The following is a 21,391-nucleotide window of genomic DNA, read 5'->3' as shown; positions in this document are numbered from 1 at the left end:
GAGGAGTTGTATAAAATCAGTCAAAGACTGTTATTTTAAATCAGAGATAATATTTACAGTTTCTTGAAGGTAAATATCTCTTTTCAGATTTTTCATCCAGTTTTCAGATTTTTTTGCGAAAACCTCATCGGTTTTTCCTCTAGAAACTTCGTCTGCATGAAGGGCAAAGTTTAATCCGTTATTGTATTTAATCAATGGTTTGAATTTATCAATCTGTGCTTTTCTGGTTTTCATCACTGCTTCAAAATCTTTTAGATTAAGAGAAATCTTTTCTTCTTTGTCTAATTTTTCTCTCCATTGTGCAGATTCTAGCAATAATTGATAAAATTTATTTTGAGCCATTCTTGACTGACTGTTTTTAGCCAAATCTGCAACATTTATTGGATTACTCATCGTAAAACTGCTAGAGTTTACTTGATCCCAAGGTAAAGCATAATTATCAAATCTTTCGCCGATTTCTTCATAAGAGAATACATCTTTCATCGGGATATCAGACTCTACACCTTTTAACTGGGTAGATTTTCCATTAATTCTATAGAATTTCTGAATGGTTAATTTCAGTGAGCCGAAATCATCCGTACTATTTAAAAACCTATTCAGTTCTACGAAAGTCTGCACTGTTCCTTTCCCGAACGAATTAGGAGAACCAACAATCACTGCTCTTCCGTAATCTTTCATCGCACCTGCTAAAATTTCAGAAGCAGAAGCCGAAAGTTCGTTTTGCATGATTACCAAAGGCCCAGTCCAAATTGGGTCATTTTGTTTGTTTCTCATCACTTGAACTCTACCGTTTCCGTCTTTTACTTGAACTACAGGTCCGTTATTCATGAAAAGTCCCATAATATCTACCACTTCGGTAAGAGAACCGCCTCCGTTATTTCTTAAATCAAGGATAATTCCTTCTACATTTTGAGCTTTTAGTTTAATGAGCTCTGCTTTTATATCGTCTGAAGCATTTCTTCCTTTAGCATCTTCAAAATCTGCATTGAAACTTGGTAAATTGATGAATCCATATTTTTTACCATTCGCTCCATTGATGATGATACTTCTCGCAAAAGTGTCTTCTATCGCTACTTCTTCACGAATCATTTTCACTTCTTTGATGGTTCCGTCTTTTTTCTTGAGCGTAAGAACTACTTCTGTTCCTTTTTCGCCACGGATAAAACGCACCGCTTCATCTACCAACATTCCCGTTACATTAATCGGTTCTTCTCCTTTTTTAGACTGAACTTTTAGAATTTCGTCTCCTTCTGAAATTTGTTTCGATTTCCAAGCGGGAGCGCCAACTACCAATGTTCCGATTTTTATTTTTCCTTTGCTTTCTTGAATCGTTGCACCAATTCCAATGACTTTTCCTGCGAAATTCACATCAAAATCTTCTTTGTCTTGAGGTGAAAAATAATTGGTATGCGGATCAAAAACTTCGGTGTAAGCGTTCATGTAAACAGAGAACCAATCCATTTTTTTACGTTTTTGGAATCTCTTAAACATAGAAGTCATTAGATCTTTTACTTCTTCCGTCGCTTTTACTTGTTTCTGCGCAGGTGTAAGAATTTCTAACTTAATGGTATCTTTCAGTTTCAGACGGTTTACACTGTCTTTCTTCTCACGTTGCGTTTCTTCTTTCGCATTGAGCGTTTCTATTTCTTGAAGAATATTGTACTTGATGAATTTTTTCCACTCGTTTTTTAATTCTTCTTGATTCTGTGGATATTTCTTCAGTTTTGGTTCCAGAATTAATTCATCATTTTCTTCAAAATTAATCGGTTTGCTCAAGATTTCCTGAGAATATTTTTCAATTTCTGCGGTTCTGTCGTACAATTTATCAACCGTCAACTTATAAAAAGTTAAATCACCTCTGTTCAGATAATCATCTAATTTGGTTCTGTGTTTACTGAATTCATCTACTTCTGACTGCAAGAAAAATCTTTTTCCTGGGTCTATCATTTCCATGTATTTATCATAAACATCAGCAGAATAAGCATCATTAATCGGTTTAGGCGAATAATGCAGATAAGAAAGCGTATTTTTTACACTTATCATAATCGTTTGCATCTTCTCGTCATCATTCTGTGGTGCATTAAAACAGAACATGAGCGTGATTAATGGTGCGAAAAATAATAATTTATTGAGTTTGAATTTTTTGAACATATTTTTTAATAAAATTATTTACAATAAGTTGGGTTAACTATTGCTTTGTTACAGAATACATTTTTAAATAAAGCTCAAATTTAATGTCTTATTTAAAAATATGATATATTTTTTTGATTTTTTTCTTCGATTTTAAAAATTTACAGAAACAAGAATGTATTTTTCTTAATAATTATACTGTAATCCGAATTTAATCCCAAATTTTTGTGCACCTGGATTTTCTAAATAATTGCCTCTCCAATTGAAATCTATTCTCAGCATTCTGATGTTCCCGAAACCAATATTTTCAATCCCAAAGCCATACTCGTAATAAGGTTTTTGATGTGGCGCAGAAAGCAAGATATTGGTAGAATTAATATTTTTAGACGCATCGCTTAAACTACCGATTGCGGTTCTGTAAAATGCTACTTCTCTCAATTTCAGTTTTTTAATTAAGGGAATATAAGAAAGTAATTTTCCATTAAAATGATGTTCGGCCTGAAAACTAAGGTACTCATCCGTAACAAATTCATAATAATTGAGTAATGAAAACGTGTTGGGCGTAAGCCCGTAAGATTGATTGCCTGGGATTACATTTTGCAAAGCCAAAGGAACCGTATTGAAGTTTTTACCCGCTTCTACATTCAGAATTAATCTTCCGAAACTCTTCAATAAAAATGGCTGATAATAGTAAAACTGCAATTTATTGTAATTAAAATCTGCATTGAAAACGCCTTCTAAACCTCTGGTATATTTCAAAACAAATGTTGGCGCCAAAGTACTATGTTCGTAACGATCTACACCATATTGTGAGAATTTTGCGCCAGGTCTTGCGGTAATGCTCAGTGCTAGTTTACTATCTTTAAGTTCTGAAAAAAGTTGGTTATTTTGATAAAAATCCAGCGAAAATTTAGTCGGATTGGCAGATTTTATGGTTTGATATGTTGCGTCTAATCTTACCGTAAAATTTTTAAAAGGGTCTATAGCTGCAAATGCACTGGTCTGATTTACAGAACTTAAATTAAAATTATTCCCTGAATTAAGAACTCCTGAAGAGGCAAAAGAACGCGTCATAATTCCCTCATCTGTAGTAAGTTGCGCGCCTAATTGCATTACATCTCTTCTGGTGCCAATTCCTATGGTAAATCTATTATCTCGGTTGAACATTTTTCTGGCCTCGAAACCGTATTTTATCTGCCCGTCTTTAAATCCGTAGGCGGTATAAAATGCAGCCCTCCACATATCATTTGGCGAAAAAAAGGTTCTTGCGCCAACCCTCACCCTAAAGCCTTCAACATCATTAAAACCAATGGTAGAATACAAATCGCCAATATCAATAGCGTTCCCAACGTTGTAATAGCCAGATGCAAGCGTTTCATAAAGCTTTACAGCTCTTTTAAATTTCGGAACATTATTAAGCTCATCCATCATTACATAAATGTTCTTTTCTGATTCAGAAAGTGGTGTTTTTCTGTTTTCTTCCCAAAAATTTTCGTCTTTTTGCAACTGTTCATCGCTTAGAAATTCCGTTTTCTGTTCAAATACCTCATCTTTTAAATTTTGATTGAATAAATAATCAGAAAAAGTAGTATTCTTTTTGATTACCAAGCTTTTAGACTTGTCTTTTTTACTTAAGATAGACATTTGTATTTCCTGATAATTTTTCTTTGGCAAGAAAATACTATCATTTGGGTTATCAAAATCCAACTCATTATAAAAATTGTTCACAAAATTTACGTTTAGGTTTTTGCTAGATTTCAAAGTAGCTCTTACAACCGCATAATTTTCTTTAGAAATATACAACATCCCATAAATAGACAAAACATCTTTTCTTTTTGGAGTATATTTTATTCTATAACAATCTACACTATTGTAATTTTGGTCTGATAAAAGTTCATAATCATAACTCATAAAACCATCCTTCGCAACAGGACTTGTAAAGCCTATGTTAAAGAAATTCAGAATATTATCATAAATATTAATGTCTTTATAAAGGTTTTTAGCAGTATTGGCGACTACTTCGTTACTAGAAAATCCTGAAGCTTTATTGGCTAAAACTTCTTTTTTCTCTTTTTTTACAGGTTCTTTTTTACCCCAATTTTTATAGACCGTTTCATTAAAATAAATAGGTAAAGACAATTTATTATCAACAGTATCCGCATATTTAAAAATAAAATCTACTTTGTTGAAAATTTTCTTTTGCGTAAAAGTACTGTCTAAATTAATAACATCTACCTGTATTTTTTCGTACTCATTATACTGATAGTCTTGAAACTGAGAAAGACCATTGTTTTTCTTGTGTTTCCACACTTGTTGCAAGATTTCGTATGCAGGATTGTCTTTTTTCTTCAATTTCTTTTTTGAAGATTTTATAACTACTGCATCAATATTTTTCTCTTTAATCTGAGAAAAAGCTACAATTGGTATAAGAAAAGTAAAGACTAAAAGTAGTTTAAAATAGTTCATATTCTTCGGTATTAAATATCCTTTCAATTTTTGTTAATAAACAAGGGCGCAAATTAATATTAATTTTGATTTATTTTTGTAACCAAAATTTCATTATTCATTATATTTAAAATTTATAAATACAATCATTAAACGAAAAAACTTTCGTTTTTATTCTGAAAACTGTGTTTTCGCACTTCAGAAAACAATTAGGCCTGTGTTTTGTATGACAAACAAAATATTCTTCAAAAATTACGAAAAAATTAATCGGATTAAAAAAGCAATAATCTTACCATTTTATAGTAAAAATCTGTTTTTAATAAATTAATTTTGTCTGAAATCTAATTTTAAGAAGAAAATCGCACTAATTAAATTGATAATCAATCCCCAAAAAAGTTTGCGAAACTACAAAAATCAATAAAAATAATTTTTAGAATGAAAAAACCTTTGATATTAGTTACCAATGATGACGGAATTACCGCACCAGGAATTAGAAATCTGGTAAACTTTATGAACGAAATAGGCGAAGTTGTGGTTGTAGCACCCAATTCTCCACAATCTGGAAAAGGACATGCCATTACCATCAATTCTACCCTTACTTTCGAAGAAATCAATTTAGAAGGACCTCAGCGTGATTATTCACTGAGCGGAACTCCTGTAGATTGTGTAAAATTTGCTCTAGATAAAGTCTTGACCAGAAAACCAGATTTAGTGGTTTCGGGAATTAATCACGGTGCCAATTCTTCGATTAATGTCATTTATTCTGGTACCATGTCTGCCGCAGTAGAAGCAGGTGTAGAAGGTTTACAGTCTATAGGATTTTCTCTGCTGGATTTTGCGTGGGATGCAGATTTCTCACAATGCAAAGACTATATTCAAAATATCGTAAAAAAAGTTTTAGAAAATCCATTGCCAAAAGGAATTGTGCTAAATGTAAACATCCCGAAACTGAAAAAAGAAGAAATAAAAGGCATCAAAGTTTGCAGGCAAGCCCAAGCAAAATGGGAAGAAAGCTTTGATGAACGTGTAAATCCTCATGGTAAAAAATACTATTGGCTCACAGGTTATTTTAACAACCAAGACGAAGGAAAAGATGCCGATGAAAACGCACTTGCCGATGGTTACATCTCTGTAGTTCCCGTGAAATTTGATTTAACTGCCCACGAATATTTACAGGAATTGGGAGAGGTTTTGAATTCTTAAGATTTCGTATTTTATATAAAATGAAAAAAAATAGAGCGCAACTCATTTTCTATGATTGTAAATAAAACACGAAACAAAATACAAATAAAAACACTGATTTACATCACTATACTCAAATTTCACAAAACATATACACTATTGTAAAACTTTCGTATATTTGAGTGTTAGCAGAAATTTTAAACAATATTATGGTAAAAAGACATTTCATTTTAACATTCTTACTAATTTCTTCATTTTTATTGTCTCAAAAGTCAATTTTTTGGAAAATATCAAAAAATGGTAACGATAGTTATATATTGGGAACTTATCATTATTTAGGAAAGGATTTTTTTAAAGATGATGAAATTATTTTCAATGCTCTTAAAAATAGTAAGGTTGCTTATTCCGAGAATATTGATTCTGCCAAAGCGTTTATAAATCAAAGAAATCAAAATTTAGTTCTGAAAAAATTGAATGAAAAAGAATTTCAAACTATAAAAAAAATAGTTCCAAAATATGTTGATTGGAATAAAATGACAATAAAAGAACTTATTGTAACTATTGATGGAAAAATTACTTCAAAATTTTGTTTGTCAGAAAAAGAAAAACTTGATTCAATTAAACTAGATGATTATTTGAAAGAGTATTCAATAAAAAATAAAATTCAGTTACTTGGGTTAGAATCTACATCAAAAACCTTCGACTACCTAAATAGCAATATTTATAAAGATTACGATGAGAACAAACTTTTAAAAATACTTGAAGATAAAATTCAAACATTAAATTCTAAAGAACAAAATATTAATTGCGCAATTTTACAGGAATATAGAACTAAAAAACACAATTTTAATTTTTCAAAAGAAAGTCAACAAAAAATGCTAACAATAAGAAATAAAGATTGGATTAATACTATAGACAAATCAATTCAAGAAAATAAAAATATATTCATTTTCGTTGGACTTTATCATTTAGATTTTAAAGATGGATTATTGGAACTACTAAAAAATAGAGGATATTCTGTATCACCAATTGAACTAAAATAAAAACCTCTACTAACATCGGTAACTGTTGCACAACTCCTTTTTTTTAGAAAATAGCTTTCAAAAACATAAAATTTCAACCTCGTTTAAGTACTTTTAAGCGAGGTTTTATTTTAGTTCAGGTGTAGAATTCTAATTTTTAGAAGGCTTAAAATTGAGTTATTGAAGTCTAAAAAGACTGTTTTTACAAAAGCAAAGCACTTCCTGTCTTAGGAAAATAACTTGGTGCCGATATCTCAGATTTGTAATCCGTGACTATAATAAAAACAAACTCTAAAATCCGCTTTTTGCGGATTTTTTTATGGGAAATTCTTTGAGTTTTCTAGGAGTGAAATAGGAGTTTTCCTTCGTGTTTACTCGTGGTTTGTTCGTGTTTCCTTCGAATCTCGAAAAATTTTATTTGACTGACTACGCCTCAATTACAATATTATCAACGATTCTATATAAAACAAAATAATTTTTTATTTTTTTTGAATATTTGCATAATTAAAAATGACATTTTATATTTGTAATAATAAACATTAAAAATAAAATTTATGAAAAATTTACTATTGTATGCATTTATTTTATTACTTGTATCTTGTTCAAGAGACTCTGTTTCAATTAGTGATACGAGTTCTTTAACGGTATCCAAGACAAATCAGAAAATTTTTAAAGAAAAAGACAAATCTTTATATAAAGATAAGTATTTGAAATCTTTAGAGAAAGTAAGAAAGAAGTTAAGCTTAAAAAATGGTATGACCTATCGTATAGATGGAAACTCATTTGAACAATTAATGCCCGCAGATGAATTTACTTATTATTTAACAGGAGAATATGTTGGTGACCCATATGATGATGTTTTGTTGGCGGATGGAGAAATAGTTTATGCTGCTAATAGTCTTGAAGAAGCCGAAGCTAAAAATGAACTTTCAGAATCTATCGAATCTGCCAAAAACTATTTACTTTCTCACCAATTAGATTTTTCTGATGAATGGTCTGCTGACAGCCCCAATTATATTCATGCTGCTAATATTGTAATTGAGATGGAACAAAAATTAGGTATCCCTACTTATGATGGTTATTCTTCTAATTTAAATGTAAGTCGCTCTGTTGGTGAATGCTTTCTTGAGGCAACAGGTATACAATCTTTATATGATGGTTGGTATGGCAAATTTGCAACAAAAAGAATGTTAATAGCTGCTGTTGGAAAAGTTGCAACAAGGTTTCTAGGATATGTTGGTGCAGTAATTGCAGTTGCAGACTTTTCATATTGTATGTGGGGTTAAATAAATAATTATGGAAACGATATTTAATTTATTAGTAATTTTTATTTGCTTGCTAGGTTTATATTCGTTAGCAAAAGAGACAATTTCTTACTATAAAAAGAAAAAAAAGTTATCACTTTATGACAAAAACTATCGTATCTTTTTATTTACTATTGGAATTTATATTATAGTAAGTAAATTGTCTACTATTTTATAATTATTAAGAATATATAAAGATAATATTACCCTATATTAGACCTATATAAAACCCGATGTCTCGGATTACAAAACCGAGACTACAATAAAACATAAACTCTAAAATCCGCAAAAAAGCGGATTTTTTATTTGCACAAATACCAATAATTGGTATATTTACAAAAAAATAAATCATGGCAAAAAATACTTCTATTTTGCTCGGAGAATATTTTGAGAATTTCATTTCAGAACAAATTAAGTCTGGTAAATTTTCTTCTGCTAGTGAATTAATTAGAACAGCTTTAAGGGTTTTTGAACATCAAGAATCTCAAAAAACATTATTAATTAACGAACTAAAAAAAGGAGAAAAATCTGGCTTTTCAAAAGATTTTAATCGAGATTCTTTTAAAGAAAAGCTTCACAAAAAACATGCTGAATAGTAATGAATTACAAAATTAGCATAGAAGCCGAAAAAGATTTAGAAAATATTTGGCTTTATACACTAGAAAATTGGTCTATAGAACAAGCAGATTACTATTTTGATTTAATAATGAATGAAATAGAATATCTTGCAGAAAATCCTAAATTCGGACAAGATTTCGGGGAAGTTAGAAAAGGTTATTTTCGCTCTCGTGTAAAATCCCATTTTATTTTTTACAGAATTAATCTCAAAAATAACGATATAGAAATCATACGAATCTTGCATCAACAAATGGATGTAGATTCTCATTTAAATGTTTAAATTTTTCCCTATTTTTACCCCAATAAATTTCACCAAATGCGCATAGAATATGATATAAAATTGGGCTTCAAAGACGTGATGTTTCGCCCAAAACGTTCTACTCTTAAATCTCGTTCACAAGTAAGTCTAGAAAGGGAATTTATCTTTAGAAATTCTAAAAAAACTTGGCGTGGTGTTCCCATTATCGCTGCCAATATGGATACGGTAGGAACTTTTGAAATGGTAACGGCTCTTGCAGAAGAAAAAATCATTACTGCCATTCATAAGCATTACACGCTAGAAGAATGGTCGGCATTTCTAGAAAATTCTCCAGAAAGCATTTATCAATATATCGCCATCAGCTCTGGAACTGGAAGCAGTGACGAAGAAAAAATTAAAGAAATCATCAGTAAATTTCCGAAGATCAATTTCATCTGCATCGATGTAGCCAATGGTTATTCTGAACATTTTGTGAATTTTGTGAAAAAAGTTCGCGCAGATTTTCCAGATAAAACCATCATCGCAGGAAATGTGGTGACTGGCGAAATGGTAGAAGAACTCATTTTAGCTGGTGCAGATATTATAAAAGTAGGAATTGGGCCAGGTTCTGTGTGTACTACCCGAGTAAAAACTGGAGTGGGTTATCCTCAACTTTCGGCAATTATAGAATGTGCAGATGCAGCGCATGGTTTGGGTGGACACATCATTGGTGATGGTGGTTGCAAAGTTCCGGGAGATGTAGCCAAAGCATTTGGTGGAGGCGCAGATTTCGTAATGCTAGGCGGAATGTTTGCTGGTCACGACGAAAGTGGCGGTGAAATGGTAGAAGAAAACGGCAAAAAATTCAGATTGTTCTACGGAATGAGTTCTAAAACTGCCATGGAAAAACACAGTGGCGGCGTTGCAGAATATCGCGCTTCTGAAGGGAAAACCGTAAAGGTAAAATACAAAGGACCAGTTGCGGAAACGGTGAAAGATATTTTAGGCGGAGTACGCTCTACTTGTACGTATGTTGGCGCTTCTCAACTCAAGGAATTATCGAAAAGAACCACCTTTATCAGAGTGCAAGAACAGCATAACGAAGTCTTTGGAAACGAATAGTTTAGATAAAAAAACTTTTTATTTATGTTAATGCAATTATTTTATTTGTAATAGCTAATTGAAATGGTAATTATTATCTAAACTACTGTAAATCAAGCGATTTCTAAACATTTTTTTTGGAGATAAAAAATATTATTTTTATATTTGCACTCGAAAACACAAGTGCTCCAATAAAATATAATTCTTTGAATTATAATGGCTTAATCCTCGAATTACTCGAGGATTTTCTATTTTAGAAGGGTTTCTCTGAGTTTTTGGGCTGCTTTTTTTACTTCTGTACTCCAATCATCTACTGCGTTTCCATCTGCTCCATCAGAAATATATTTAAGACACAAAAATGGTAATTTTTCTTCTTTGCACACTTTAGCCAAAGCAAAAGCTTCCATTTCTATCACGTTGTATTCTGTATTATAGTGTTCCATTTCGAATTGGTCTCCGCTTCCGCAAATTCCACTCGGAACATCTTCTAAAGAGATGCCGTGTTCTAGAATAATCTCACCGTTTGCAAAAGGCGTTTCAAATTTTTGAAAACCGAGTGCCATCACATCCATATCTCTTTGGATAAATTGCGTACAACACACCACATTTCCCTTATTAAAAGCCGTGCTTCCTGCAGTTCCCAGATTAATGATAATATCGGGATTGTACTTTTCTATGCCTTTAAAAAGATGATACGCTGCATTAATCTTCCCTACTCCAGTAAAAATTTTCTGAAAATCATTAAACTCTTCTTGCGCTTCTACTTCTAAAGCAAAAACCAGAAGTGGATTTTGGTAAACAGTTCCGTTAATATTTATTTCTATCATTTTATTTATTTTTTTAAACGCAAAGAATATCATCTATCCAAACTTTTCTAAAAATGAAAAGACTTCCGAAGAAGCCTTTTTATGTTTATTTATTGATTTTCAATATTTTAAGTAAGCATTCCACCATCTACATTCATGACTTGACCTGTAACATAAGCAGACATTTCGCTTCCGAAGAAAACACAAGCATTTGCTACATCTTCTGGAGTTCCGCCACGTTTTAAAGGAATAGCATCTCTCCAACCTTGTACGGTTTTCTCGTCTAAAACAGCCGTCATTTCAGTTTCTATAAATCCTGGCGCAATTGCATTACATCTGATATTTCTAGAACCCAATTCCAAAGCTACAGATTTTGTAAAACCAATTACCCCAGCTTTAGAAGCTGCATAATTCGCTTGTCCTGCGTTTCCTTTTACACCAACTACAGAAGTCATGTTAATAATAGAACCGCTTCTTGCCTTCATCATGGGTTTAATTACCGCTTTGGTCAAGTTGAAAACAGAATCTAGATTTACTTTGATAATCGTATCCCAATCTTCTTTTGACATTCTGAGCATCAAATTATCTCTTGTAATTCCTGCGTTATTGATTAAAATATCGATTTTTCCAAATTCTGCCATTACATCATCTACCAATTTCTGAGCTGCTTCATGGTCTGAAGCATCTGATTGATAACCTTTGATTTGGGTAACAGAACTTAATGATTTTTCTAATTCCTGTGCTTTTTCTACAGAACCTGCATAAGTAAAAGCCACTTTCGCACCTTGTGCTGCAAAAACTTCTACAATTCCTTTTCCGATTCCGCGAGTTCCTCCTGTGATAAGAGCCACCTTTCCTTCAAGTAGTTTCATTTTATATCAAGTTTAATATTTCAATATGAATTTCTGCAAATGTAAGAGAATTTATTCATTCTGTATTTATTGCATAATGATAAGACTTTAAATTGCGTTATTGACTATTCATTTAAACCTTTTCCCTCAAATATTTTTGGTTTTAATTTTTCTATTCTTGAAATTCTAGTCGCCGATTGTTTTGCTGAAGAAAAATGCAGTAAATATGCGCGTTGTCTACCAGGAGTTAAAGATTTAAACGCCTTTTCAAAATCTTTATCTTGGCTAAAAATTTCTTCTAATTCTTCGGGTAATTTTTGTTCTTCTATTGTTTTGAAAGTAACTTTTGCGCCAGATTTTTCGAGGGCAATCATTTCTTTGATGTAGTCTTTCAAAATAGATTCTAATTCATTGATTTGATGTAGATTAGTAAACTTTACGATTTTTGCTGATTGTGTGTTTTGACCTGCAAATTCTAAGATTTTATATTCGTCTTTCAGCAAAACTCCTTTGAAAAAACTCAATGTACAAAAGTCTTTGAAACTACCCAAAATAATGAGATTGCTTCCATTAAAAGAATAACACGGTTGATACCATTTTACCTCCTCCGTTAAACCATAATCCAAAACAATGGAACGAAGTTTTGTAAGTTCTTCTTTCCAATTTTTTATTTTTGGCAATAAGTTCTTCAACGGTGGGTTTCATGCAGAAAAATTTACAAAGCGTTATTCACAATCAAAACAATTTCGCCTTTCAGTGTTTTACTTTTTGAAAAAGCAATCAGCTCTTCAATGGTTCCTCGCTTGGTTTCCTCGAATTTTTTAGAGATTTCTCGGCTTAAACTCACCTTCGCATTTTCGCCAAAAAATTCTTTAATCTGTTCTAAAGTGGTATTAATTTTATGCGGACTTTCGTATAAAACAATGGTTTTTTTCTCTTCGGCGAGTTGTTTCAGTTTGGTTTGTCTGCCTTTTTTTTGAGGTAAAAACCCTGCGAAATAAAAATCGTGATTCGGTAAGCCAGAAACCACCAAAGCTGGAACAAAAGCAGTTGCACCAGGCAAACAAATCATTTCCAAATCTTCATCTGCACAAGCTTTTCCGAGCAAATATCCAGGATCTGAAATTCCAGGAGTTCCTGCATCGGTAATAATGGCAATGTTTTGTCCAGATTTTAAATCTGCAATTACTTTTTCCGTTGCAGTATGTTCATTATGAAGATGATACGATTTTAGAGGTTTAGAAATTTCGTAGTGCTTTAACAAAATTCCCGAAGTTCTGGTGTCTTCACAAAGGATATAATCTACTTCTTTCAGTACTTTTATCGCTCTGAAAGTCATGTCTTCTAGGTTTCCAATCGGTGTTGGAACAAAATATAGGATTCCGCTCATTTTATTTTTTTATCCAGCCTACTTTACTATCATTTTTCACATTCGGAAAAATATCATCTTTTGTTTTAGCAACTCCATCTAACCCAACAGAATAAAGTGAATATTTATCTCCCAAATTTTCATAAATAAAGATATCTTTTTCACTTGAATTTAAGCCTTTTATGGGATCCTGAATATTAACAAGAGTATCACCATTTTGAAGCTGTTTTAAACTATCTGGATATTTTCCATTTTCTAACTTAAAATATTCAATATCTTTAACTAATTCATTAACTTGATATTGTGATAATTCTGCCCAACTTTCTCTTACTTTACTAGACTTTTCAATTCCGAAATACATGAAAGAATACACGAAAATGGTAAAAACCATGCATAAAACTCCGATAATAATTAGCTTTTTGTCTTTGTATTTAATTAATCCATAAAGAGTTAAACCAATTCCAACAAAAAAACCAACTAAAGGAATAAAACCTAATAAACCTAACAAATAAGGAGGTTTATTCATTTCTTTTGAAACATTCTTTGGATTTGGATTTGCATTTTCAAATTCTAACATATCAAAATTTTACAATTTCTCATACAAATCTTTACAAAATTCCTCCAAGCTAGGATCTCTCGCTCCCATCAACAATAAAACCGAATTTTCTGATAATAAAGGCTTTACCTTTTCTAAAAACTGATTTCTATCTTCTACAAAAAAAGCTTTTTTGCCTTTCGCTTTTATGTCTTCAATTAAATCATTCGCAGAAATATCTTTCACAGCGGTTCCGCCTGCATAAAAAATTTCGCTCATCCAGATTTCATCATTTTCACGAAGTGTATTCGAGATTTCTTCTACAAAATCTTGTCTCAAAAATCTTGTCGGTCCATAACCATGCGGTTGAAACCAAGCCACAACTTTTTCTGCCAAAGGTTGACAAGCCTTAATACTTGCTGCACATTTTGCAGGATTGTGAGCATAATCATCAATCACCCAAACTCCATTTTTTTGTCCTAAAATCTGATGACGACGATAAATTCCTTCATATTTTGATAAACTTTCGGCACAAGTTGTTAAATCAACCCCAATTTGATTGGCTACCGCAACTGCAGCCGTAGCATTTTCTACAGTGTGCTGTCCGATTGCGTTCATTGTAAACTCTTGATTGTCAATTTCAAAGCTTAATTTAAAACCTTCTTGTTTGAAGTTTTTAGCTGTAAAACCTGCATCAGTTTCAAAACCGAAATCGTTATTTACATTTGCCGACAAAGTTTTTGCTAATGTATTTGATTGATTTACAACAAATAAACCTTTTGTATTATTTTTGAAAATAGTGAAAAGTTCTATCAATTCATCAATTTCTTGATGGTCTTTATCAATATTCAAAAGCAAACCAATTTCTGGTTCGTATTGAACAACCGAACCATCGCTTTCATCAGCTTCTATAATGAGCCAATCTCCTTTTCCTACGTAAGCGTTACCAATTTTTCCTTGTTTGATAATGCTCGTTAAACCCGCTCCAGAAATAATAGACGGTTCTAAACCTGCATCCAACAAAATTTGAAATAGCATTGCCGAAGTGGTTGATTTTCCAGAAGTTCCCGCAACTGCTACCGTTTTTTTACTTTTCGCAATCATCGCGAGAAGTTGGCTTCTTTTAATAATCGGAATTCCGAGTTCTTTGGCTTTTTTTACTTCGTAAACGGTTTCTTCAATCGCAGTAGAAACCACTACCAAATCGGTTTCAGCTGTAATTCCACTTCCGTCTTGTAGAAAACACTTTATTCCTTCATTTTCAAGTTGTTCCTTGGTTTTATTGTATTCATCAGGATGAAAATATCGGTCGCTTCCCGATACATTTTTGCCAATTCCCTGCAAGTATTGAGCAATTGCACTCATCCCAACTCCTGCAACACCTATGAAAAAAGGATTTTTAAAATCTGAAATATTCATTATTTTTTAGTTGATGGTTAATGGTTGATGGTTGTTGGAATTCTTCTATCAACTAACAACCTTCAACAGACAGCCAATTTTACATAAATTTATTTTCTACTAAACTCCACAGTCTTTGTGCATATTCGTCTACATTTTCCCAGCCTTTTTCATAATAAACTTCGCTGAGATATTCCTTCGCTTGTTCTAGAGTAGCATAAGAATTCAGTCGATTCACCACTTGATTCAGTTCTACCTGACTTCCGTTAAAAAGAACTTTGGTAAAAGCAATTCTATCATTAATATCTAACTTAAAATCTGGAAGTGTTTTTTCGGCTTGCATATAATCTGTAGGAAGATTAGTTTTCAATAAACTCGGTGCTTTTTTCTCTTCTGGAAGATGAGTAACGTCTATTTTTTCTTGAATATGTTCTAAAGGATCATCATCAAAAAGGCTTTGAACAGTAGCTTTCAGTCCTTTAATATGTGCCAATTTGAATTTTTTCTCGTGATGTTCTTTGGTTTCGTGATGAGATTCTTCTTGGCTCGCAGATTTTTCTTCAGAAGATGGCTCAGATTTTTCTTCGTGATGATGAACAGGAGCAGGAATATCTATAATTTTTCTTCTTTCCTCATGAAGTCTTTCTTCTTCATCTTTTTTCTCCATTTCTTCTTTAGCCAAAGTAATTTCAGAAATTTCTTGCTCTTTTTCTTTTTCTATATTTTCAGCTAATTCATTGATATTCTGTTCTTTTTCAATAAAATATTCTTCGTCAAGTTTTTCTGCCACAGCATTTTCGTCAACTGCAAATTCCTCTTTTAGTTCTTCTTCAATTTCTACAATTGGTTGACTGAAATCATCTACTTTTTTAGTATCAATTTCAAAGTTTATCACCTGTCTTTCAATATCTTGTTCTACATTTTCTTCAGCACGAATAACAGAAAGCATCTCTGAATAATTTTTCAAAGAAATAACCTTTTCCTGAAGTTCTGTGAAAACTCCTACTTCTGCTATAAAATCTTCTTCATTTGAAAAAGATGAAATCTTTGAAATCAATTCTTTAATTTCAGCGAATAATCTTTCTTGTGTTTCTTGTAATTTTTGCATGGCAAATCTTTTAATTTTTGCGTAAATTTGAAACTTATTTATATCTGCTAATTTAGACAATGTTTTTAGAAAATACAATAAACCACGCAAAACAAAGTGGATGGATGGAAGTAATTTGTGGCTCAATGTTTTCGGGGAAAACCGAAGAACTAATTCGCAGATTGCGCAGAGCTGAAATGGCTGGACAAAAAGTAGAAATTTTCAAACCGAAAATAGATACTCGCTATGATGAGGAAGAAGTTGTTTCTCATAATCACAACAAAATTAGAAGTACTCCTGTAGAAAGTTCAAACGAAATTTTACTCCTGGGTTCTACTTGTGATGTGGTAGGAATAGATGAAGCACAGTTTTTCGATGATGGAATTGTAGAAGTAGCTAATCAATTGGCTAATAACGGAATACGAGTAGTAATTGCCGGTCTAGATATGGATTTCTTAGGAAGACCTTTCGGACCGATGCCTTTTTTAATGGCAACCGCAGAATACGTGACTAAAGTGCACGCCATTTGTAAAACCACAGGAAACTTGGCCAACTATTCTATGAGAACTTCTAGCAGCAAAGACTTAGTACAACTTGGGGAAACCGATAGTTACGAAGCAGTAAGTAGAAGAATTTTCATAGACGAAGTTTTGAATAAAAAATAATGAATTACACCACAAAAGAAATAGCAGAAATTACTCAATCTCAAATCATTGGAGATAAAAATCTGCAAATTCAACATATTGCTTTTGACAGCAGAAATATTTATTCTACCCTCAAAACTGCTTTTATCGCCATCAATACTCACAAAAATTCTGGTGAGAAATACATTTCGCAAGCGATAGAAAAAGGAATTAAAGTCATTATTTCTGAAAATTTTTATCCAGAATACGATGGAATTACATGGATTATTGTAGAAAATTCTGTAAAATTTTTACAAGATTTAGCACACTATCATATTGAAAATCATCCTATTAAAACCATAGGAATTACGGGAAGTAACGGAAAAACCATCGTGAAAGAATGGTTATACCAATGTTTATGGAATGAATTCCCCACCGTGAAATCCCCAAAAAGTTTCAACTCACAGATTGGTTTACCGATTTCTCTATTGCAAACTTCGGAAAAACATCAAGTAGGAATTTTCGAAGTGGGAATTTCTAAACCACAAGAAATGAAGACTTTAGAAGAAATTTTTTCTCCTAAAATTGGAATTTTGACTCATATTGGAACTGCGCACTCTTCTAATTTCGAAAATGAACTTCAGTTGATTAAAGAAAAACTGATTCTTTTTAAAAATTCAGAAATTATTATCTATAATGTTGATAGTAAGCAAGTTTGTGAAGAAATAAAAACGCTGTATTCTGATAAAAAACTCATTAGCTTTGGTCTAAAAGCTCATAATGATGTAAAAATAATCTGTGATTATAAAGACAGAAGTCAAGAAATTTTAGTTCAGTATTTCTCAGAAAAATTGAGTTTTCCTGCCAATCAGAGAGACGAAGCTACATTGACCAATGCTTTGGCTGTAATTTGTATTTTAAAAGAATTTGGTTTTACCAACGAAAAAATAGTTGAAAAAATCAACAATCTTAAAGCGGTAGAAATGCGCTTAGAAAGTGTAAATGGAGTTCGTAATAATTTGATTATCAATGACTCTTTTAACTTAGATTTAGACTCGCTCATTATTGCATATCAGTTTATTAATCAGTATAATAGAGACGAAAAAACCTTAGTTCTTTCGGATATTTTTGATGTAAAAAATGATGATGTATCGCTTTATCATAAAGTGGCAGAAATTACCAATCAGCAAAATTTCAAACAGATATTTTTAGTTGGCAATCAAATTTCTAGATTTCAAGAAAAATTTAATGCTAAAACATATACTTTTTCTACCACAAAAGAATTATTAGAAAGCCAACAGCTCAATTCCATTGAAAATCAACTGATTCTGCTGAAAGGAGCAAGAATTTTTGAATTTGAGAAAATAAAATCACATTTAGAACTTCAAAAACACGATACTGTTTTAGAAATAAATCTGAATGCCATTCTGCATAATATCAATGTTCATAAGTCATTGCTAAAACCAGAAACCAAAATGTGTGCGATGGTAAAAGCCTATTCTTATGGACTTGGCGGTTATGAAATTGCAGAGTTTCTACAACATCATCACATTGATTATCTGGGAGTTGCATACGCAGATGAAGGAGTAGACCTTAGAAAAAATGGAATCACTACACCCATTTTGGTCATGAATCCTGAACAAGGCAGTTATGATGTAATCATAGATTATAATCTCGAACCTGAAATTTACAGTTTAAGAGTATTAGAACTTTTTGCTAACCAATTGCAATTAAAGGGAATTCAGCAGAAATATCCTATTCATATCAAGGTAGAAACTGGGATGCATCGTCTTGGTTTTAAAGAACATGAAATAGATAAATTGGTAGAAAATCTTAAAAAATACAATGTAAAAGTTGCCAGTATTTTTAGCCATCTTTCTTCTGCAGACGTTCCCGAAGAAGATGATTACACGATGGAGCAAATTCACACGTTCCAAAGAGTTTCTTCTAAAATTTCTGAAGCTTTGGGTTATCAACCCATCAGACACATTTTAAATACTGCTGGAATTACCTATTATTCTGATTATCAGTTTGAAATGGTAAGAATTGGAATAGGAATGGTAGGAATTTCTGCTAATCCAAAAGTGAAAAAACAATTACAAAGTGCTGTAACTTTTAAAACCGTAATTTCACAAATTTCTGAGGTAAAACAAGGAGATTCAATTGGTTACAACAGAAAATACAAGGCAGAAAAAGACACCAGAATTGCTACCATTCCTGTAGGTTATGCAGACGGAATTCCTAGACTAATTGGCAATAAAAAAGGATTTGTAGGCATTCAAAACCAAAAAGTATCCATCGTAGGAAATATTTGCATGGATATGTTAATGTTTGATTTACAGAATATTAAAGCCAAAGAAGGAGATGAAGTGATTATTTTTAACGGTAATCCTACTTTGGAAGAATTCTCTGGATATTGCCAAACCATTCCTTATGAAGTTCTTACTTCTATTTCTAGAAGAGTCAAAAGAATCTACATAAAAGATTAAAACACCACACCAAAACACCCAAATATTACTTACAAATGAAAAAATTAATATTTTATATATTATTGATTTTCTTTACTTTACATGCAAATGCTCAAGTGAAAGAAAATCTAAAAATTCCCAAAAATCCTAAAATTGGATTATCACTTTCTGGAGGCGGAGCAAAAGGATTTGCGCATGTAGGCGTTCTAAAAGTGCTGGATTCTCTCGGTGTAAAAGTAGATTACATCTCTGGAACTAGTATGGGAGCAATTGTAGGCGGTTTATACGCTTCTGGTTACACCGGAAAAGACATTGAAAAAATTATTTTAGACACCGATTTTTATAATTTGATTTCTAATCAAAATAACCGCGCCGAAAGTTCTTTTTTCAATAAATCCGTTGATAAATATCTACTAAAAGTTCCCATAAAAAATGGAAAAGCTACACTTCCCACTTCTATTTCTTCTGGTCAAAAAAATCTATACTTGCTCAAAGAATTATTCAAAAATGTATCTAACATAAACGATTTCAGTAAGTTACCAATACCTTTCATGTGTGTAGCGACCAATTTAGAAACTGGAAAAATCAAAATTTTTGAAAACGGAGATCTCTCAGAATCTATTTTGGCAAGTTCTGCATTTCCATCATTGATGGATCCTGTGAAAATAGGCGATAGTATTTATGTAGACGGAGCAATGACGGTGAATTATCCTTCAGAATTTCTAAAGAAGAAGGGAATAGACATTGTAATCGGTGTAGATTTAAATCAAGGACTTAATAAAAGGAATAAAATTAACAGTATTGTAGATATTTTGAATCAAATCATTGATTTTGGGATTGTAGAAGAGACTAAGAATCAATTAAAATTTACAGATGTAAATATCAAGCCTAATCTTGAAGGTTTAGGAGTAACCAGTTTTGATGATAAAGCCAAAATTCTAAAATCTGGCTACACAGAAGCGATGAAATATGTAGAATTTTTTGATAAACTTCCTAAAAAAGGCTACGAATATCTTAGAATTCCTATCAATCCTATTTATTCTAATATCTATAAAATTGATGCATTAGAATTAGAAAATAATAAAATTTACAGCAAATATTACGTTCAAGGAAAGATGAACCTCCTGATTCCATCGGTACAAACCTATGGAAAGATTAATAAAATGGTAGATAAACTCTACGCTACTAACAACTATAAAATTATCAATTACGATATTATTCAACGAGATAACAGAAATATTCTAAAACTGAATGTAAGTGAAGACGACACTAGATTTTTCTTAAAATTCGGTTTGCATTATGATGAGATTTTCAAATCTGGTTTATTGGCCAATATTACCATTAAAAGACTTATTTTTAAGAACTCTAATATCTCTATAGATGGTGTTTTCGGGGACAAACCTAGGTATTACATCAATTATTTCATTGATAACGGCTATATTCCAGGATTTGGCTTTTATGCTTCTGGAATGAGCTTTGATACAGAAAATGCAGACGGAAATGCTGTTAGTAAATGGAATTGGTACAGAAATGAAGCATTTATTCAATCTATTTGGAAAGACAAATTTGCTTTTGGTCTAGGTTTAAGTCATGATAATTTTTCTACTACAGAAATTATTACCAATGATGAAAAATTCGGGAATTATTTCAACCCTTTCATGTTTATGAGAGCGGATAATCAAGACAGTAAATCTTTCGCAAAAAGAGGATTTTATACCAATTTAGAAGCCAAAATTTACAATATTTTTGATGACGAACAGAATAAAAGAGCCTTTCAAATCAAAGCAGATTTACGAGGAAATTTTCCTATCACCAAATGGCTAACTTATCGTTTGTCTACTTTTTATGGAATTTCTATTAATCCTGTTAATGATTTTTACCAATATCATTTAGGAGGAATTTTTGACCAAAGAATCGTTAATTTTGTAAGATTTAATGGGTATAACCTTGGTGAAGAAAAAGGAAATAATATTTTTACGGTTTCTAATAACTTCCAATTTAATTTTTACAGAAATTTTTATGTGATTGCAGGAATTAATTCAGCCAATATTTTTGAAAACTTTGATGATTCTAAATTTCTTGATTTGAAATATAATTCAGCCGCAATTACACTAGGATACGACTCGCCATTTGGTCAGGTGAAACTTAATTACAGTCACGCCTTTAAATCTAAACCTGGAATTTTCACTGTAGTTCTTGGTCACTGGTTCTAAA

The 21,391-nt window shown here is 31.8% G+C and carries 18 protein-coding genes; 9 read left to right on the top strand and 9 right to left on the bottom strand.

The annotated features are described in order from the left end of the window. Positions 1-30 precede the first annotated feature (30 nt). Positions 31-2,151, bottom strand: a complete 2,121-nt coding sequence (locus KKQ79_RS11445) for a carboxy terminal-processing peptidase (protein WP_213190246.1) — start codon at positions 2,149-2,151, stop codon at positions 31-33. A gap of 165 nt (positions 2,152-2,316) precedes the next feature. Continuing rightward, the gene (locus KKQ79_RS11440) at positions 2,317-4,596 is read right to left on the bottom strand and encodes a DUF5686 family protein (RefSeq protein ID WP_069799904.1); all 2,280 of its coding nucleotides are present in this window, start codon (positions 4,594-4,596) and stop codon (positions 2,317-2,319) included. Positions 4,597-5,010: 414 nt separating this feature from the next. Here KKQ79_RS11440 and surE point away from each other — a divergent pair, with 414 nt between their 5' ends. The 6 genes from surE to guaC all read left to right on the top strand — a co-directional run bounded on the left by surE (position 5,011) and on the right by guaC (position 10,061). Continuing rightward, positions 5,011-5,778: a 5'/3'-nucleotidase SurE gene (gene surE / locus KKQ79_RS11435; RefSeq protein ID WP_213190245.1), complete on the top strand. Its 768-nt coding sequence runs from the start codon at positions 5,011-5,013 to the stop codon at positions 5,776-5,778. Between the two features lie 161 nt (positions 5,779-5,939). Further along, entirely contained in the window at positions 5,940-6,800 is an 861-nt protein-coding gene (locus KKQ79_RS11430) for a TraB/GumN family protein (RefSeq protein ID WP_213190244.1), read from the top strand. A gap of 533 nt (positions 6,801-7,333) precedes the next feature. Continuing rightward, positions 7,334-8,065: a hypothetical protein gene (locus KKQ79_RS11425; protein ID WP_213190243.1), complete on the top strand. Its 732-nt coding sequence runs from the start codon at positions 7,334-7,336 to the stop codon at positions 8,063-8,065. A 368-nt stretch (positions 8,066-8,433) separates the two neighbouring features. Continuing rightward, on the top strand, positions 8,434-8,679 hold the full coding sequence (locus KKQ79_RS11420) for a type II toxin-antitoxin system ParD family antitoxin (RefSeq protein WP_213190242.1): 246 nt from the start codon (positions 8,434-8,436) through the stop codon (positions 8,677-8,679). Positions 8,680-8,681: 2 nt separating this feature from the next. Beyond that, positions 8,682-8,981 (top strand): type II toxin-antitoxin system RelE/ParE family toxin, encoded by a 300-nt coding sequence (locus KKQ79_RS11415; protein WP_213190241.1) that lies wholly within the window; start codon positions 8,682-8,684, stop codon positions 8,979-8,981. A 36-nt stretch (positions 8,982-9,017) separates the two neighbouring features. Further along, a complete protein-coding gene (guaC, locus tag KKQ79_RS11410; protein WP_213190240.1) occupies positions 9,018-10,061 on the top strand; it encodes a GMP reductase in 1,044 nt (347 codons plus the stop codon). 227 nt (positions 10,062-10,288) lie between these two features. Here the strand turns inward: guaC and KKQ79_RS11405 are convergent, their stop codons facing one another. From KKQ79_RS11405 to KKQ79_RS11375, 7 genes are all read right to left on the bottom strand, one after another. After that, a complete protein-coding gene (locus tag KKQ79_RS11405) occupies positions 10,289-10,867 on the bottom strand; it encodes a 5'-methylthioadenosine/S-adenosylhomocysteine nucleosidase family protein (protein WP_213190239.1) in 579 nt (192 codons plus the stop codon). A gap of 107 nt (positions 10,868-10,974) precedes the next feature. Further along, the gene (gene fabG, locus KKQ79_RS11400) at positions 10,975-11,718 is read right to left on the bottom strand and encodes a 3-oxoacyl-[acyl-carrier-protein] reductase (protein ID WP_069799888.1); all 744 of its coding nucleotides are present in this window, start codon (positions 11,716-11,718) and stop codon (positions 10,975-10,977) included. A 104-nt stretch (positions 11,719-11,822) separates the two neighbouring features. Next, positions 11,823-12,377, bottom strand: coding sequence for a YdeI/OmpD-associated family protein (locus KKQ79_RS11395; RefSeq protein ID WP_250131245.1), 555 nt, complete (start codon positions 12,375-12,377; stop codon positions 11,823-11,825). Between the two features lie 35 nt (positions 12,378-12,412). Then, the gene (rsmI, locus tag KKQ79_RS11390) at positions 12,413-13,087 is read right to left on the bottom strand and encodes a 16S rRNA (cytidine(1402)-2'-O)-methyltransferase (protein ID WP_213190237.1); all 675 of its coding nucleotides are present in this window, start codon (positions 13,085-13,087) and stop codon (positions 12,413-12,415) included. Position 13,088: 1 nt separating this feature from the next. Beyond that, positions 13,089-13,643: a type II secretion system protein GspG gene (locus tag KKQ79_RS11385; RefSeq protein WP_213190236.1), complete on the bottom strand. Its 555-nt coding sequence runs from the start codon at positions 13,641-13,643 to the stop codon at positions 13,089-13,091. A 9-nt stretch (positions 13,644-13,652) separates the two neighbouring features. Further along, the gene (locus tag KKQ79_RS11380) at positions 13,653-15,020 is read right to left on the bottom strand and encodes a UDP-N-acetylmuramate--L-alanine ligase (protein WP_213190235.1); all 1,368 of its coding nucleotides are present in this window, start codon (positions 15,018-15,020) and stop codon (positions 13,653-13,655) included. Positions 15,021-15,099: 79 nt separating this feature from the next. After that, entirely contained in the window at positions 15,100-16,107 is a 1,008-nt protein-coding gene (locus KKQ79_RS11375) for a hypothetical protein (RefSeq protein ID WP_213190234.1), read from the bottom strand. A 59-nt stretch (positions 16,108-16,166) separates the two neighbouring features. On the opposite strand from KKQ79_RS11375, the gene KKQ79_RS11370 reads away from it, so the two are divergent. From KKQ79_RS11370 to KKQ79_RS11360, 3 genes are read left to right on the top strand one after another with little or no spacing between them, the layout of a single operon-like run. After that, on the top strand, positions 16,167-16,751 hold the full coding sequence (locus tag KKQ79_RS11370; RefSeq protein ID WP_069799881.1) for a thymidine kinase: 585 nt from the start codon (positions 16,167-16,169) through the stop codon (positions 16,749-16,751). After that, positions 16,751-19,198 (top strand): bifunctional UDP-N-acetylmuramoyl-tripeptide:D-alanyl-D-alanine ligase/alanine racemase, encoded by a 2,448-nt coding sequence (locus KKQ79_RS11365; RefSeq protein WP_213190233.1) that lies wholly within the window; start codon positions 16,751-16,753, stop codon positions 19,196-19,198. Before KKQ79_RS11370 ends, KKQ79_RS11365 begins: the two co-directional genes overlap by 1 nt. Positions 19,199-19,233: 35 nt before the next feature. Continuing rightward, entirely contained in the window at positions 19,234-21,390 is a 2,157-nt protein-coding gene (locus KKQ79_RS11360) for a patatin-like phospholipase family protein (protein ID WP_213190232.1), read from the top strand. Position 21,391 lies beyond the last annotated feature (1 nt).

Source organism: Cloacibacterium caeni (assembly GCF_907163125.1).
GTDB classification, from domain to species: Bacteria; Bacteroidota; Bacteroidia; order Flavobacteriales; family Weeksellaceae; genus Cloacibacterium; species Cloacibacterium caeni_B.
The sequence above is the reverse complement of the archived record's forward strand: the minus strand, read 5'-3'. Positions and strand labels throughout refer to the sequence as shown.

What these genes read in the sequence shown, in the direction of transcription:
- KKQ79_RS11445 (WP_213190246.1), bottom strand. Translation starts at nt 2,151, where the DNA reads ATGTTCAAAAAATTCAAACTCAATAAATTATTATTTTTCGCACCATTA.
- KKQ79_RS11440 (WP_069799904.1), bottom strand. Translation starts at nt 4,596, where the DNA reads ATGAACTATTTTAAACTACTTTTAGTCTTTACTTTTCTTATACCAATT.
- surE (WP_213190245.1), top strand. Translation starts at nt 5,011, where the DNA reads ATGAAAAAACCTTTGATATTAGTTACCAATGATGACGGAATTACCGCA.
- KKQ79_RS11425 (WP_213190243.1), top strand. Translation starts at nt 7,334, where the DNA reads ATGAAAAATTTACTATTGTATGCATTTATTTTATTACTTGTATCTTGT.
- KKQ79_RS11420 (WP_213190242.1), top strand. Translation starts at nt 8,434, where the DNA reads ATGGCAAAAAATACTTCTATTTTGCTCGGAGAATATTTTGAGAATTTC.
- KKQ79_RS11415 (WP_213190241.1), top strand. Translation starts at nt 8,682, where the DNA reads ATGAATTACAAAATTAGCATAGAAGCCGAAAAAGATTTAGAAAATATT.
- guaC (WP_213190240.1), top strand. Translation starts at nt 9,018, where the DNA reads ATGCGCATAGAATATGATATAAAATTGGGCTTCAAAGACGTGATGTTT.
- KKQ79_RS11405 (WP_213190239.1), bottom strand. Translation starts at nt 10,867, where the DNA reads ATGATAGAAATAAATATTAACGGAACTGTTTACCAAAATCCACTTCTG.
- fabG (WP_069799888.1), bottom strand. Translation starts at nt 11,718, where the DNA reads ATGAAACTACTTGAAGGAAAGGTGGCTCTTATCACAGGAGGAACTCGC.
- rsmI (WP_213190237.1), bottom strand. Translation starts at nt 13,087, where the DNA reads ATGAGCGGAATCCTATATTTTGTTCCAACACCGATTGGAAACCTAGAA.
- KKQ79_RS11385 (WP_213190236.1), bottom strand. Translation starts at nt 13,643, where the DNA reads ATGTTAGAATTTGAAAATGCAAATCCAAATCCAAAGAATGTTTCAAAA.
- KKQ79_RS11380 (WP_213190235.1), bottom strand. Translation starts at nt 15,020, where the DNA reads ATGAATATTTCAGATTTTAAAAATCCTTTTTTCATAGGTGTTGCAGGA.
- KKQ79_RS11375 (WP_213190234.1), bottom strand. Translation starts at nt 16,107, where the DNA reads ATGCAAAAATTACAAGAAACACAAGAAAGATTATTCGCTGAAATTAAA.
- KKQ79_RS11370 (WP_069799881.1), top strand. Translation starts at nt 16,167, where the DNA reads ATGTTTTTAGAAAATACAATAAACCACGCAAAACAAAGTGGATGGATG.
- KKQ79_RS11365 (WP_213190233.1), top strand. Translation starts at nt 16,751, where the DNA reads ATGAATTACACCACAAAAGAAATAGCAGAAATTACTCAATCTCAAATC.
- KKQ79_RS11360 (WP_213190232.1), top strand. Translation starts at nt 19,234, where the DNA reads ATGAAAAAATTAATATTTTATATATTATTGATTTTCTTTACTTTACAT.